Annotated in this window: 10 protein-coding genes; 5 read left to right on the top strand and 5 right to left on the bottom strand. The window is 37.6% G+C overall.

All coding sequences use genetic code 11. The features are described from left to right. Nucleotides 1-115: 115 nt before the first annotated feature. On the bottom strand, nt 116-1,972 hold the full coding sequence (locus tag FTRAC_RS11560; protein WP_013454435.1) for a vWA domain-containing protein: 1,857 nt from the start codon (nt 1,970-1,972) through the stop codon (nt 116-118). Nucleotides 1,973-2,234: 262 nt separating this feature from the next. Between FTRAC_RS11560 and FTRAC_RS11565 the strand changes: the two genes are divergently transcribed. From FTRAC_RS11565 to FTRAC_RS11575, 3 genes are all read left to right on the top strand, one after another. Then, nucleotides 2,235-2,810 carry an RNA polymerase sigma factor gene (locus FTRAC_RS11565; RefSeq protein ID WP_013454436.1) on the top strand — a complete coding sequence of 192 codons (576 nt, stop codon included), beginning with the start codon at nt 2,235-2,237 and terminating at the stop codon, nt 2,808-2,810. Then, the gene (locus FTRAC_RS11570) at nt 2,797-4,167 is read left to right on the top strand and encodes a TonB family protein (RefSeq protein ID WP_041649786.1); all 1,371 of its coding nucleotides are present in this window, start codon (nt 2,797-2,799) and stop codon (nt 4,165-4,167) included. The genes FTRAC_RS11565 and FTRAC_RS11570 overlap by 14 nt, the downstream gene beginning before the upstream one ends. 157 nt (nt 4,168-4,324) lie before the next feature. After that, nucleotides 4,325-4,669, top strand: a complete 345-nt coding sequence (locus FTRAC_RS11575; protein ID WP_013454438.1) for a hypothetical protein — start codon at nt 4,325-4,327, stop codon at nt 4,667-4,669. A gap of 172 nt (nt 4,670-4,841) precedes the next feature. On the opposite strand, the gene FTRAC_RS11580 is transcribed toward FTRAC_RS11575, so the two are convergent. After that, complete coding sequence (locus tag FTRAC_RS11580; RefSeq protein ID WP_013454439.1) at nt 4,842-5,270, bottom strand: response regulator; 429 nt, start codon at nt 5,268-5,270, stop codon at nt 4,842-4,844. A 73-nt stretch (nt 5,271-5,343) separates the two neighbouring features. Continuing rightward, nucleotides 5,344-8,466, bottom strand: coding sequence for a PAS domain S-box protein (locus tag FTRAC_RS11585; RefSeq protein ID WP_013454440.1), 3,123 nt, complete (start codon nt 8,464-8,466; stop codon nt 5,344-5,346). A 352-nt stretch (nt 8,467-8,818) separates the two neighbouring features. On the opposite strand from FTRAC_RS11585, the gene FTRAC_RS11590 reads away from it, so the two are divergent. Continuing rightward, a complete protein-coding gene (locus FTRAC_RS11590; RefSeq protein ID WP_013454441.1) occupies nt 8,819-13,309 on the top strand; it encodes an ATP-binding cassette domain-containing protein in 4,491 nt (1,496 codons plus the stop codon). Nucleotides 13,310-13,481: 172 nt separating this feature from the next. Here the strand turns inward: FTRAC_RS11590 and tnpA are convergent, their stop codons facing one another. Both tnpA and FTRAC_RS19815 read right to left on the bottom strand, forming a co-directional pair. Continuing rightward, entirely contained in the window at nt 13,482-13,940 is a 459-nt protein-coding gene (gene tnpA / locus FTRAC_RS11600; protein WP_013454442.1) for an IS200/IS605 family transposase, read from the bottom strand. 764 nt (nt 13,941-14,704) lie between these two features. Then, the gene (locus FTRAC_RS19815; RefSeq protein ID WP_185094400.1) at nt 14,705-14,875 is read right to left on the bottom strand and encodes a hypothetical protein; all 171 of its coding nucleotides are present in this window, start codon (nt 14,873-14,875) and stop codon (nt 14,705-14,707) included. Nucleotides 14,876-15,084: 209 nt separating this feature from the next. Here FTRAC_RS19815 and FTRAC_RS11605 point away from each other — a divergent pair, with 209 nt between their 5' ends. Beyond that, nucleotides 15,085-15,705 (top strand): hypothetical protein, encoded by a 621-nt coding sequence (locus tag FTRAC_RS11605; protein ID WP_013454443.1) that lies wholly within the window; start codon nt 15,085-15,087, stop codon nt 15,703-15,705. Nucleotides 15,706-15,730 lie beyond the last annotated feature (25 nt).

Here is a 15,730-nt window from a genome sequence, read left to right on the forward strand (position 1 = left end):
GATGCATCGCGTCTCTACAAATTCCCCCAATCATTAAATGTATCCCCCCGCCAATTCCGCGGATTATATTTAATATATTCTGAAATACGAATTTTAAACTTTTCACAATTAAGAACTAATTCTCAACCATCATACTGCTCGATTCTACCAGCTTGATGAATTCAATTCTATAACCATTTTCATCTTTTCCTTTTGCACTTCTGGCCAAATCTGTCACTAGCTTATAATCCCCTTTTTCAATATAATCCGAATCCTTTAAAAGCATCCCATAAGTAGCCACAGCAGCCGACCAACGAAAGTTATCTGAAGTTTTATCAAGGGCCCTAACACTATTGTCTACCGTTTTCACAATTAACTTACTGACCTCTCCATCAGGCGCTTTATATCTGAATTTTACGGTGAGTAACTCGTCACCATAATTGCTCTGTTCTGTTTTTCCTTTATTCTGCTGATACTTCAAATCATCGATAGGTTTAAAATAACTATCCACCCCTTTAGGGATAATTTCATATAAAGCCGTAACCGTATGACCAGAACCTAGCTCCCCAGCGTCTTTTTTATCATTGTTAAAATCCTCATTATTGAGCTTTCTATTTTCGTAGCCAATTAGTCGATAGGCTGTAACGTTGGCGGGGTTAAACTCTACCTGTATTTTCACATCTTTGGCAATGGTAAAGAGAGTACCTCCAAACTCATTCACTAATACCTTTTTCGCTTCTAAAATATTGTCGATATATGCATAATTGCCATTACCTTTGTCAGCCAATATTTCCATTTTTGAATCCTTGTAGTTACCCATTCCAAAGCCTAAAACTGTAAGAAAGACGCCTTCTTTTCTTTTCTTCTCAATCAAATCTTCCATGGCTTCATTTGAACTTGCTCCCACATTAAAGTCACCATCAGTAGCTAAAATGATGCGATTGTTGCCTTCTTTTATGAAATTTTCTTTCGCAATTTTATAAGCTAATTCTATGCCTGCTCCACCGGCAGTAGAACCACCTGCCTGTAAATTCTGTAAAGCTTCAATAATTTTGTCTTTTTCGTTGCCAGAAGTGGGAGGAAGCACACATCCTGCTGCACCAGCATACACCACAATAGATACCTTATCCTCTTCTCGTAGCTGGTCAACCAACATTTTCAGGCCTGATTTCAGCAAGGGCAGTTTATTTTGAGCAAACATAGAACCTGACACATCTAATAGAAAAACCAGATTGGAAGCTGGCAGATTTTCTGTGGGGATCACCTTACCCTGCAAGCCTATGTGCACAAGTTGATGCTTTTTGTTCCAAGGTGCTTGCGAAACTTCCGTATTGATAGAAAATGGGTCTTGACCGCTTGGTTGTTTGTAGTCATAATTGAAGTAGTTAATCATTTCCTCTATTCTCACTGCATCTTTAGGTGGATTTTGACCACTGTTGATAAATCTTCTCATATTAGAGTAAGAAGCAGCATCTACATCTATTGAAAAAGTGGACAGCGGATTTTGGGTAGCTTCCTGAAAAGTATTTTCGTCAAGACCTTGGTATTCTTCAGTATTAGAATTATGGTAGGGTGCTTCAGCATCTACTGGGAAATAACTTTGATCGGCTTGATAGCTTGCCACTTTTCTTTTTGAGAATATATTCCGCGAAGGAGTACCCGTGACTACCACTTCCGATAATTGGGCAACATCAGCTTTCAATTGCACATCAATAACACTTCGCCCTTTTATCAGCACTTCCTTTTTCTCCATTCCAATGTAGCTAAAAACTAATATGCCTTTTAGAGAAGGCACCTTGATGGAGTATTCTCCATATAAATCAGTAGTCACCCCTGTTGAAGACCCTTTCAGTAATACATTGACTCCCGGTAAATCTTCGCCACTATTGAAATCTGTGACTTTCCCGCTGATAGTGATTGATTGTGCAGCTAACATAGCTGAACTGATCAAAATAAGACAGCTTATTCTTATTACATCCCTTAACTTTTCCATGATCGATAATTTTATGTGAAACATTTTTGTATACAGGATGCAGGCTCTACATAAATTCCATAAAAATATTTTCAGTTTTTTATTTATTGAAAAGAAGCTAGAAGTAATAATCAATCAAATAATCATATAAAACTCTATAAATCAAGCGTATGTGAATAAATTTAACTTTGCGATTTACTACTGAATTAAACTTAGAATTTCAGTTTTCTGTATTTTATTGACATATAAAAAATTAACTTAGCAAATTCCACAGCAGGATTGAGTGACAGATAAAAACGACATACAAGAAGAAAAACTATTGCTTGAACAATTCCGAGAAACTCAGGATCTTGATCTGTTGGGCAAGTTATACCAACCTTATATGCATCTGGTTTATGGAGTTTGTCTAAAATATTTGAAAGACAAAGCTTCAGCCCAGGATGCTGTGATGGCTATTTTTGAAGAGTTAGTGATAAAACTTCCCAAGCACGAGGTGGAAAACTTTAAAAGTTGGCTTTACGTGCTAAGCAAAAACCATTGCTTAATGGAATTGAGAAAGCAAAATCGTCAAAAAACGGATAGTTTTGATTTTTCAGACCTTGAGCTTATGGAAAATGGTCAATTGAAGCATCATGAAGAAGACTATGCTGTTCAGGACGACAATCTGGAAAAATTAACTGCATGTATTGCGCAATTAAAGAAAGAACAAAGGCAATGCGTGGAGTTGTTCTACTTGGACAAAAAGAGTTATCAAGAAATTACGGATAGTACTTCTTACGAATTAAAGAAAGTGAAAAGCTACATACAAAATGCGAAACGAAATTTAAAACAGTGCATGGAACAAGGTGAAGAAAGATAAAAACCATAGTGACCCTATTCGAGACCTGAGCATAGAAAAAATGCAAGCGTATCTTGATGGCACTTTAAGTCCTGAAGAGCAGCATCAAGTTGAAAAATATTTGCTGAATCATCCTTTCGAGGCAGAGGCTATGGAAGGTTATTTAGAAAATCCAGATGCGCTGCATGATTTGCCAAGTCTTAAGGCCAATTTAAGGGCTAGAACTACACCTAAGCAAGAACAAAAAATAATTCCTTTGTGGAGAAAAGCATTGCCATATGCTGCCGTCTTCTTATTGCTTATTATTTCTAGCGTACTCATTATCAATTTTTTTCAGCAAGATGAATCATTTACTCCCTTGGCTATTAAATCGGAAGAGGCCGTAAAATTTGAAAAAAATGAAAGCCCTGCAAACCCGCCCAGCCCTTTACAAGCTGAGAAAATAGAAAAGGAAGCAGAGAATCTACCAAAGGCAACAGTTGAAAGTAATGAATCTGAAAGTAAACAAGAAATAGAAGTGCCTATCAAAATAGTCGAAGATGCTGAACGCATTGCTCAAAATGAACCGATCAGTATTGAAGAGGATTTAATTGTTTCAGAGAATGCTGTTCCTTATGAAGATAGCTTTCAAGAGTTAAATAAGGACTCAATTGTGGAAAAAGTAGCAGAAATTGAGGCTGAACAAAGCAAACCTTCAGCAGCAAGAAGTAAAAAGGCCAATGAATTGGCATCTTCTATCGCTCCAACTAATGATGAAACGGATCAAGCAGATATTAGAAAAGTTGCTGTCTCCCCAAGGATTTCAGGAGAAGTGCTAGATGCTGAAACGGGAGAGGCTATTCCAGGAGCTAATGTAATAGTCAAGGGTACTTCCATAGCCACTAGCACTGATTTAGATGGCATTTTTGAGATTGAAGCAGAGCTAAATGATGTTCTCATCGTGAATTTTATAGGCATGGAACAGCAAGAATTTGTTGTAAGTGAAGAGAAGGATAATAAGATATTCTTAAACGCAGATGTTGCTCAATTAAGCGAAGTCGTTGTTACAAGTGTCGGCCAAGGGAAAGAAGAAGACAATACCTATAGTGCAGCAAGACCCAGCATCGGTTTTTCTGATTACCGTGATTATCTCAAAGATAATTTAAGATATCCTACAAAAGCCATGCAGGAGGGCACAGAAGGAAGAGTCAGATTAAAATTAAGTATCAATACCTCTGGTACTATTACGGAGATAGAGGTACTAAAAGGACTGGGAAATGGCTGTGATGAAGAGGCAATACGCTTAATCAAAGAAGGACCAAGATGGGAACCTGCTAAAAAGGGAGATACCTCCGTGGCTTCAAGCAAGAAAATTACGGTTCGGTTTAAAATTGAATAAAACATCTGCTGTTGTTGTATCTGTTCTTTCTTAGTTGTAAAATCAAACTCGCTTAGCAGTGAACCTTACTTTTAAGATTAGTTATCCTTAAAAATACATCTAGCCATCCTATAACCTTTCTATATTTGTCCGTTCAAAAGAGAAACAAAAAATCTTTATGCGCATCAAAAACGCCCACCAAAACAATCTCAAAAACATTGACTTAACAATACCTGAAAACCAACTAATTGTGGTTACTGGATTATCAGGTTCAGGAAAATCTTCTATGGCCATGAGTGTTATTGCGAATGAGGGCTATCGCTATTTCTTGGAAAGTCTTCCGGCATATAATCAGCAAAATGGCCAGTTAATTCCTACCGCTGAAGGAGTTTTACCTAATAATTTATCTCGTGGGCTAAAAGCTAAAGGACATCCTATTGGCTCAACTTGCATTTCCAAGCGTCCATATATTTATAGCCAACTACTGCAAGAGAGGCGTGGGGAAATCAGGCTGATAATTTAAACACAGGTATAATTCTTAATATTGGTGGGTCAGACACCAGGAAAGCTTTTTCAATAATGGAACGAAAATAATCCTTTCCCCGTCCCGAGATAAACTAAGGAGTTTAAAAATTATAATAGTAAACCATCAGAGGATTTTTTAGAAAAATAGTATAAAAACAAAATACATGAGATTACTTCCTAGGGAGTCTGACAGTATTGTTCCAGTAATCTCTAATAGCTTCTGCAAGATTATCTAACTCATAAATATCGTCTGGTTTTACGATGTAGGAACTAGACTGCTCTTGATATGCCCTTAGAATATCCTCTTTTCTTGATGACGTAGTTAGCATTAGAACGGGAACATGTTTGACTTCTTCTATTGATTTAATTATTTTTAAAGCTTCATGCCCATCCATAACGGGCATATTAATATCCATTAATATGAGATCTGGTGTTTCTGCTTCTGAGTAGGGTTCCTCCTTTTTCAGAAAATTAATAGCTATTGCACCATTCTCGACATGGTACAGTTTATCTAGAAATGTAAGCCCTTCCAATGCCTCTCTGATAAGAAACGCATCTTCCTTGCTATCTTCTACCAAAAGTATATTTAGTTTTCTCATTTTATTTTCACTTAAATTCCGGTTTCCTTGGTCGGTGAATTAGCACCAATAAACGAGTTTTAACTCTAGCTCTTTATCTTTCTATATTATCTTTTGTCTTTGGTATCGTAAATACAAACTTAGTTCCTTGGGATTGATTTGCCTCGAACCAGATCTTCCCACCGTAGGCAGAAACAATTTTTTTACAAGTGGCTAAACCTATTCCCGTTCCACTATATTCACTATTTGAATGCAACCTCTTGAATACCTCAAATACTCTATCCTGATGTTCCCTTTTAATTCCTATTCCATTGTCTGCAACTGTAAAAACCCAGTTCTTTTCGTCTTCTTCTCCATAAATATCTACTTGTGCCCTATTTCCCTTGCTCTGGTACTTTATTGCATTATCTATTAAATTAGTAAATAATTGAATAAACGAGGTAGTATCGCCAGTTAAAACAGGTAAATTAGATTTGGAGAGTACCAAATTATTCTGATTTATATCATTTCTGTAGTTATCAAAAATTGTGTCTAAAAGACTATTAAGATTCACCTCTTTTTGCTCAATTACACCAGTTTTGGAAAAATCCAGAATATCAGAAATTAGAGTTTTCATCCTCTTTGCGCTGTGGGAAGCTATGTTAATATAGCTATTTGCTTTTTCATCTAAATGTGTACTATACTTTTTTTGCAAGATGGACAAATAAGAGGTGATACCCCGTAATGGCTCCTTTAGATCGTGTGCAGTTATATATGCGAACTGTTCGAGCTCTTCATTTTTTTGTTCAAGCTCCTTTTGTATCGATTTGATTTGGCTAATATCTGTTGCTGCAAATAGATAGCCATCTGTATTTTTATCTTGAATAATTTCACTAACAGACAATAATACGGGTACAATTATACCATCTTTCCCCTTCATAGTCCATTCACCTAGGTTGTGCTGTTTATTATTAGCTAGTGAATGTAGAAAATCTGCTGTCGAATAATTTTTTGTTGAGCTACCCATAAGCTCTCTTGCTATTTGATTCCACTCTTCTTCTAAAAAAAGGATGTTCTGAATACTACTCCCAGTGATGGATGCCTTATCATATCCTAATATTCTTTGAACGCCAATGTTTGTATCAAGTATGTTTCCCTCTTTATCCGTTGACACAAAAGCTACCTCGGTTGTCGCATCCATTAGTGCTTTATTCTCTGCTAATAAAGCCTTTAGGCGAATTTCAGTTTTTTTTAACTTCGAAATATCAATAATCTGTGATATAAAATAAAGTACATTTCCTCTTTCGTCTTTAACCATCGAAACCGCCAGAATAATATAGACAATATGACCTTCCTTATGAAAGTACCTTTTTTCCATTTGGTAATGATTTCTCTTACCTTCCACTAATTCTTGCAATAAGTCCAGATCAGCATGAAGATCATCAGGATGGGTAATGTCTTGAAATGTAAGTTCTAATAATTCCTCCTTGGAATACCCTACAGTTTGACAAACATTTTTATTTACTTTTAACCATTTACCATTTTGATCTAGCAATGCCATTCCAATAGCGGCATTTTCAAAATTACCTCTAAACGCCTCTTCACTAATTCGTAGCGCTTCTTCCTTCTGCTTTCTCTCCGAAATATCTTGGTGAGTGCCGTACATCATCAATGGTTTTCCCTCTTTCGTCCATTCAAAGACTTTTCCCCTGTCAAGAACCCATACCCAATGTCCGTCCTTATGCTTCATCCGGGCTTCAAAATCATAATATTCTGCCTTTTTCTCAAAGCATTCATTTAGCCGCCTACCAGATTCCTCTAAGTCGTCCGGGTGAGCTAAATTCATCCATGTATCTATACTGATAGGTGCCAGTTCATCCAGGGTGTAGCCCACTATCTCAGCCCAACGTTCATTAAATTCTGTTTCACCTGTTTGTACGTTCCATTCCCAGGTCCCCACATTTGTCCCTTCAATAACGGATTTATATTTCCTTCTTGCATCCACAATTTCCTGTATTGGGCTACCTTCAGGTAAAACATAAATGACTTTCCCAAATTCATCAAATATGGGTTTCATACTAAAGAGAATTGTGATGGGGGTTTTGTTAGAAAGCCACACTTCCACTTCATAAGATACAGTTTCTCCACCAACGGCTTTCTGAAAATTCCTTTTGAGCTCTTTTTGAGTTTGTGGAGATATCTGCCACCAATAGCAATCCCAAAAATATTTGCCGATCACATCTTCATGCTTTAAATCGGCCAAACCAATTGCAGTATCATTTGCTTCTAATAAAATACCTTCCGTACTCAGAAAACCAATAAAAGTAAAAGTTGAATTAAATATACTTTTAAATTTTAGCTCGCTATCCTTAATTTTTGTAATGTCCTGAAAGCTACCGATAATCTTATTTTCTACCTTTCTACCTGTACTGCGCACCCATTTTTGCCTGCCTTTGGCAGTAATTAATTTGCATTCTAGGTCGAAGGGCACGTCATTCTGCATAACATTTTCAAGGGCTTGTGTTATTAAACTTCGATAGTCCGGGTGGTAAAACTCAATTGCTTTGGCTTTATTATGATCATAATCTAACGGCAATTCATGAATTTCATATACTACCTTACTCCAAACAGTCTGTCCAGAAGCAATATCGAGCTCCCAAGTCCCTATTTGATTAGCCTCCTCTGTGACAGTTAATAGTTGATTTTTTTTGTTTAGGTCCTGATTCGACTCGACCAATCTCCTTTGAGACCGCCTTAGCTCTAAGAGATTCAACGTCTGTTTCGCTAACTTCTGTAACAACTGAATTTGCTCCTCATTGAGCTTTTTTGGAGCATCATCAATTACGCACAATGTCCCAAGCGGAAATCCGTTTTTATTTACTAAAGGAATTCCAGCATAAAAAATTACATTTGGATCGCCTGTAGTTATTGGATTATCGAAAAAACGAGTATCTTGACGAGCATCTTCGACAATAAATGCTTGGTCAGGAATGTTAATAGCATGAGCGCAAAATGAGATGTTTTTGGACGTCTCTCTAACTTCTACTCCATGATGAGACAGAAACCATTGCTTATCTCCAGTGACTAAGCTAATCAGCGAAATCTTGCTTTCGCAAATCTTTGCTGCCATCGAAGTGATGAAATCAAATTCATCTTCTTCATTCAATCCAATGATTTGGTAGGACTCTAACTCCTTTTGCCGATCTCTTTCGTTTATGGGGATTTGAGGTTTTTTCATTCAGCTTGCACGGTTCGAATTGGCGGTAATGAAACAGCCAAAATTTAGAAAAATACGATTTGTTTAATATGTATCGTACTTTATTAAAAGTACAAATAAAAACGAACTTTCAAAATACATTTTATAATGGGAGACGGAAATATTCCATCCTCTATTTCTTCTCATAATAGTATATTTTTCAGCCTTAGATATCTTCATTAATTTATTAGAGACCAAATTTTTTTAGCCCTCTCTTTTAAAAAGCACATCCAACTGGGCCAAAATCATCATCGATTTAAAATACAAGATTAAGGTTGAATCATCATGCTGTAATATTCTTATTACCTTTAAATTTTTAAAAGAAAAGCAGAATATGAAGATTATAAACGCCCACCAAAACAATCTTAAAAATATCTCCTTAACAATACCTGAAAACCAACTAATTGTGGTGACAGGCTTGTCGGGCTCCGGCAAATCATCTCTCGCAATGGGCGTTATAGCCAATGAAGGCTATCGCTATTTCTTGGAAAGTCTTCCGGCATACAACCAACAAAATGGGCAACTTATTCCCACTGCGGAAATGGATGAAATACAAGATTTACCACCTGTGATTAAGGTGGAACAATCCAAACGCTTCCAATCCATCAATACCACTTTTGGTACGCTCTCAGAGCTGACGGCTATTTTTAGAATTCTATTTGCGCGCTATTCAGCTGAGGAAAAGATGAGCAAATCGCTATTTTCCTTTAATCACCCATTGGGAGCATGCGAAGTTTGTCGAGGTATTGGCGAAGCAGAATATATTGACCTTAATAAACTAATAGGAGACGAAAATAAAACGCTGAGAGAAGGGGCAATTACCACCACCCTCCCTGGTGGCTATATTGTTTATTCTCAGATTACCGTAGAGGAACTCAATAAGGTGTGCAAAGCGCATGGCTTTAATGTAGATATTCCATGGAAGGATCTTACGGAAGAGCAACAAGATGTCGTTTTAAATGGTAGTAATCGGCTCAAAGTGTTTTATGGAAAACATGGCTTGGAGTCTCGATTGAGATGGCAAGGCATTAAGGCAAAACCCAGAGAAGAGGGCTATTATAAGGGGATGCTGCCGATCATGCAGGATATTCTCAGAAGAGATAGAAACCCCAACATTTTGAAATTTGCGAGCTCAAAAGTGTGTCCGAGTTGTAAAGGCGCAAGGATCAAAGCAGAGCATTTGAAATTCAAATGGCAAGGGCTAAATTTTCACGGGTGGATGGAGCTCTCGTTAAGCGAAATGTATAAAAAATTAAATTCGCTTCAACTTTCAGCCGGTGAAAAAGTACTTGCAGATAAGATCACCATTCAGTTATATGACCTCATTCGGCTAGGCATGGAAGATTATCAGTTGAGCACAGCAAGCACCGAAATTTCTTCCGGTGATGCGCAACGGATCAAACTGATCAACCAAGTGAATAGTAATCTTCAGGGCATTTTATATGTTTTTGATGAGCCTTCAATTGGCTTATCGGCAGACTATCAGCAATATTTACTACACGTTCTAGATCGGCTAATTCGAAGAGGAAATACAGTGATGGTAGTGGAGCATGACCTAGAATTTATCAAGTCGGCAGATTGGATAGTGGAGCTGGGCCCAGAAGCTGGAGTTCATGGTGGGAAAGTTATTTTCAATGGCTCTATCAAGGATTTTTTAAAGGCCCAGAAAACAAACAGTCCAACTTTGAAGGCCTTGAATCAGGGAAATTCAATTGATGTTGAGCCTCCGAAAAACTTCTCGGAAACCGAGTTTACTCCAGAAGCACAGGAATTGACAGTCATAAGCCGAAAAACTCCTGGACTGCTTCAAAGCATTTCGAGCTTTTGCGAAAAGCAGGACTTAAACTTACTCACCGTAACAGATCAGCCAATAGGAAAAACTCCCAGAAGTAATCCTGCAACTTATACTGGGCTAGCTGATAAAATACGAGACTTGCTAGCCAAAACCTCTGAAGCAAAAGAATTAAAGCTAGCGAAGGGAGCTTTCTCTTTTAACAACAAAACCGGAAGATGCGAAGCTTGCGAAGGTGCAGGTGTTATTACGCTTTCTATGAGCGCGCTGGGAAATATCAATCAGATTTGTCCGACATGTAACGGCAAACGATTTAAGCCTGAAGTGCTTCGAGTGCATTGGAATGAAAAAAATATTGCAGACCTCTACAATCTTAGCATAGAAGAAGCTTATGATTTCTTCTCTGGGGAAAAGAAAATTACTGAAACCCTGTCTTTGATGCTACAGTTAGGCTTAGGCTATATCAAATTGGGACAACCTTCCAATACCTTATCGGGTGGAGAGGCACAACGGATAAAACTCACCAAGCATTTTGCCAAGAAATCAAAAAAGACGCTTTTGTTACTTGAAGAACCGAGCATCGGATTGCACCAACAGAATGTAAGACAATTGCTCCTTGCACTGCATGAACTGAAGGAACAAACGGCTGGCATCATATGCTTTGAGAATCATGCACTTTTCCAAAAAGGATGCGATACTTTAGTGGATAACGCACTGGAAATGCAAGCTGTCGAAATTCAAGAAGAACTGAATCAGCAAAGAGAAAAAATAATTATTCAGGGAGCTAGAACTCATTCCCTGAAAGACTTGAACTTGGAACTACCCAAGCATAAATTATCTGTAGTTACTGGTATTTCAGGTTCAGGCAAATCTTCTTTAGTAATAGACACTTTGCATGGCTACGGACTGCAAGAAATGACTAAGCAGTTTTCTAGTTATCAACAGTCAAGAGTCGGTGTAAATTTTCAATTTGAAGTCAACCATATCGAAGGACTTACGCCTACAATTTGCATTACTCGAAAGGAAAAAAACTATTCGATTAGAACGGACATAGCCAAGCAAACGGGCATTGATAAAATCTTACGTTTTGCCTTTTCACGAAAGGCGCAGTATGTAGGCGAAGAATTATCCGCCAGTCACTTTTCGAATAATCACGAACTGGGGAAATGCGTAGTTTGTCAAGGCATAGGTGAAGAATTATTGCCTGATTTGAACAAATTGGTATTGGATGAAAACAAAAGCATAGCCGATGGCCTCTTTGCCCACAATAAAGCCATTGGATACTATGGGGATCCTGCTGGTCAGCACATGGCGATTTTAAAGAAAATTGGAATAGAACATGGCTTTAGCCTGGCTACGCCTTTCAAGGAATTAAGTGAAGTACAAAAGGATATTCTATTTCATGGGACAGGAGAAAAAGTATGGAAGGCTACCTGGGAATACAAAACGAAAACACGTACAGGCACCCAAGACTTGAACATGAAATGGGAAGGTCTTTTTCAATATTTGCAAGAGGAATATTACAAAACCAGAAAGAATAAAAACATTAGCCAGCTGACTTCATTGTTTTCGTATAGCAAATGTAGCCATTGCGAAGGCAGTGGATTAAAGCAAGAAAGACTGGCTTTTACTATAGATAATAAATCCATCCATGAAATTAAATCGATGGACTTTAAAACCCTGGGCAAATGGTTAACTGCACATGATACAGATAACACTGTTGACGGAAAATTACTCGCTAAAATTGAACCGCATTTAATCAACACCATTGAACGGGCAAAGCAATTACATATTGACCATCTGCAACTCAACAGAAAATCTCCTACTCTATCCGGTGGGGAAAACCAAAGGGTAGAGTTGATCAAACAGCTCAATAGTCCACTAAAAGGGGTCACCTATTTATTGGATGAGCCTTCTGCAGGCTTATCGAATGATAACATTCCTAATCTAGTTAAAATTCTGAAAGAGCTGATCGAAAAAGGAAATACGATCATTATCATTGAGCATAACAAAGCCATTATCCATGCGGCAGATCATCTGGTGCAGATTGGTCCAAAGGCAGGAAAACAGGGTGGCTATATTACCTATCAGGGAACCACTAAAGAGCTTCTGCAACAAGATGATTGCCACCCATTCTTGAAGGAGCCAAGCAAAGCGCTGCAGCTCAATGATGGAAAGAAACATATCCATATTCGTAAGCTAGCAAAACATACTTTGGTGCGAGATGAGCTTAAACTACCTATTGGCAGCATCACTGCTCTTACAGGAAAATCAGGAATTGGAAAAACCACTTTGGTTAAAGACATCCTGATCCCAAGCATTCAAAAGGGAGGTCCCGTGAATTGTGAGCAGATTGAAATTCCTAAAATATATGACAGTGCAGAGTATTTTGAGCCTAAAAAACTAAATAGCCATTCGGACACATTATTAGTTGACTATTTAGATTTACTGAAAGACATTACGAAAATATCTGCATCTGAAACAGGTGCAAAGGCTTCCGACTTCTCCTACAAAAACAAGAGCAGTCAGTGCCCCGCTTGTAAAGGAAAAGGCTATGTAGAAACTAGCTTGGATGTTGCTGCTAATGCCATTGAAAAATGTGAAGACTGCGATGGAAAGCGCTATCAAAAACACATTTTGAAATACAAAATCAAAGGAAATAATATTGCTGAAATATTAGCGCTTAATATTACGGAATTGAAAGCTTGGTTTACGGATTTCAAAGTGTCGAATTCTAGGCTTAACTTCCTCAACAGCTTAGAAGAAATAGGTCTGTCACATTTGAGTTTAGAGCAAACTGTACAATCGCTTTCATCGGGTGAAAAGCAACGCCTTCTGCTGTTAAATTGGCTACAGGATACTCCAAAAAATCAGCTCTTCATTTTGGATGAACCGAGTACTGGCTTGCATTATGCAGATATAGACCTGCTTTACAGGATCTTAGAAAAGCTTAGCATAGATAATGATGTTTTAGTGATTGACCATAATTTGTATTTGTTGGAGAAGATTGGAGTTGGAACAGTTTTGAGTTGATGAAGTGGTCATTGCTCTCTTTCAAAACTTACAATTTTGGTAGAGATAAACATGATCCAATTAAGCGCCAAAGTTTGCCTGTTAATAGCCCCTATAGGGACCTACTTATGGTAACTGAAAACTGTCAGCTAATCCCAAGCTCCGTAGGTGCGACCTTATTGCCTCCAATCTCTCAATAAAACTCAAACAGATATCTCTCCTCATATTCAACATTAAACTTTTCAAGAAATCCCAGATACTCTTCCTTAAAACTCATGGTTCTATGGTGCTCCTCTTGGTTCATTATGTAATTAATTACATTTGACCGTTGTGATTTTGAGTAAGAAAAAGCACCATAACCTTCTTGCCATCTAAATTCACGATTATTAAAATAATTATCATTTAACCACTTTGAAGAAGTGGATTTAAGCATCATCATATGGTCTGCAATGGACATCTTCGGGGATAGTTCAAAAAATACATGAATTTGGTCTTTCCATCCGTTGATTGCTAATGGAAAAGCATTATCATTTTTTAATATGCCATGCATGTATCTGAACAATTCTGTTCGTATTTCTTTGGTCAAAAAATATTTTCGTCCTTTCACTGCGAATATGCATTGGATGTTGATTTGTGAATAGGTATTGGCCATGGTTGAAATTGTTTGGACTCAAAAACTAAACATTACATTTTAATTTTTAAAACTTCTGGCTAATTCTTCTCATATAAGGTCGTTCCGCTGAAACTTAGTTTTTATGCTAATTGTAGATTCTCACCTCCATGATCTTTCCTCATTTTATGCTTACAGACAGATTGGTTAAACTAAACGAAAATCTAGAAGCATCATATGCTAATGTGTACATTACCTTTGCCCCATCGGGGACTGAATTATGGTAATCAGTTGCTACAAGCTATAACGTAGCTCCGTAGGAGCGGCCTTATGATACGCAGCAGCCCATCCATTACCTTTAGATCGTGCATCTTCCTCATAAGGTCGTTCTGCTGGAACTTAGATTATGAGCCAATTATAAAAGCAAGCAAGAAATCTCACTGCAAAGATGCTTCATCCTGTTTTACTGGCTACTAGATTAGCTAAAGCAACATTTGGTAGCATTATTTGTAAACCTGTGCCCAATCCTAGCCCCATCGGGGCGGACATATGGTAATCAATAGCTATATACTATAACCTAGCTCCGTAGGAGCGGCCTTATTATTAGGTAGCAGCTGAGTCTGTAAATTGATCGTGCAGTTCACAGAAGGTCGTTCCTACGGAACTTGGGTTCTCTTCACCTGATTCTGTTACCGTAAGGTCGTTCCGCTGGAACTCAGCTTTTGTACTATTGCTAAAAAATAAAAAAAGTCTCACCCCATCATCCTCTCATCCGCCTTAAAAGCACCGCGCATGTGCAAAATCCATTACGATTCATCAAGTGGTGAAACGCCTTTGTAGGGACGGATTTTTTCTTCTGTTAGTGTGGTTTTTTCATAGCCCTCCAAGCTGAGTTTTAATCTTCCTTTGCCTGAAGTGGTGGCATTGAATTGGATGGCATAATCCATGGCTTCTGCTACGGCAACTCGACCTTTCACTTAGTTCAAGTCTGTTTGTACTAATACTGGCTTACTTATTTTTGAATTTAAAACAGCACAGCCAGATGCTTGTACTTATTCTAATTTTATTGAATATAAATAAAGCGCTTAAATAATAGGGTAAAAGTTTGAGGTTTGATTTTTAATACATTAGTTTTAAATTTTACGTTAACCGTTACTATTTTTTAAAGATTAAGTTTCTCATTTAAATGAAAAACCCATTCCTTACGCTATTAATTTTTGCGTTATTAATTTCTAGCCAGAATCTGCTCGCTCAAACGAATATGATTTCTTTTAAGACTTATTTTGAGTCTCCACTGGATGAACAGAAAGACTATTTTAATACCGCCACGGCTCCTACGCTAGGCTATTATTCTTTAGATTCCTACAAAAGAAAAACTTCGAAGTGGGGTGTTGAGCTAGGTTTTAGCAAGGCAGGCCCTGCTACAGACACTGTGCTGATAGACTCTGATAACAATACAGAAAAAAGAGTTTACAAGCAATTCCAATCTATCAATCTCCAATTATCAAAAGGTGCTGACTTTGCTTTGACTTCAAGGTTCTATTTAACCTATGGATTACAGTTCACCTTCAGATATGTTACTTATGATTACAACATAATTAAAAATAATTATGTCAATGAAGAGAGCATTTTGCAGTTCAGGGCAGGAGGAATGCCGAAAGCAGGTCTAAAGTTTAGAGTATTTAAGGAAATGTACATAGGACTAGAAGCCTTCTATTTACTTTCTATTAACAGCGCAGGAGAGTTTGGAGAAAACACATTAAATAGTTATGCGGGTATATCACCCTTACTATCAGTCAAATTTTAAAATCAAATAAACAACCCCCAATGCA

It is taken from the genome of Marivirga tractuosa DSM 4126, assembly GCF_000183425.1.
GTDB classification, from domain to species: Bacteria; Bacteroidota; Bacteroidia; order Cytophagales; family Cyclobacteriaceae; genus Marivirga; species Marivirga tractuosa.

Coding starts and splice junctions, on each gene's coding strand:
- FTRAC_RS11560 (WP_013454435.1), bottom strand. CDS start 1,972: ATGGAAAAGTTAAGGGATGTAATAAGAATAAGCTGTCTTATTTTGATC.
- FTRAC_RS11575 (WP_013454438.1), top strand. CDS start 4,325: ATGCGCATCAAAAACGCCCACCAAAACAATCTCAAAAACATTGACTTA.
- FTRAC_RS11580 (WP_013454439.1), bottom strand. CDS start 5,270: ATGAGAAAACTAAATATACTTTTGGTAGAAGATAGCAAGGAAGATGCG.
- FTRAC_RS11585 (WP_013454440.1), bottom strand. CDS start 8,466: ATGAAAAAACCTCAAATCCCCATAAACGAAAGAGATCGGCAAAAGGAG.
- FTRAC_RS11590 (WP_013454441.1), top strand. CDS start 8,819: ATGAAGATTATAAACGCCCACCAAAACAATCTTAAAAATATCTCCTTA.
- tnpA (WP_013454442.1), bottom strand. CDS start 13,940: ATGGCCAATACCTATTCACAAATCAACATCCAATGCATATTCGCAGTG.
- FTRAC_RS11605 (WP_013454443.1), top strand. CDS start 15,085: ATGAAAAACCCATTCCTTACGCTATTAATTTTTGCGTTATTAATTTCT.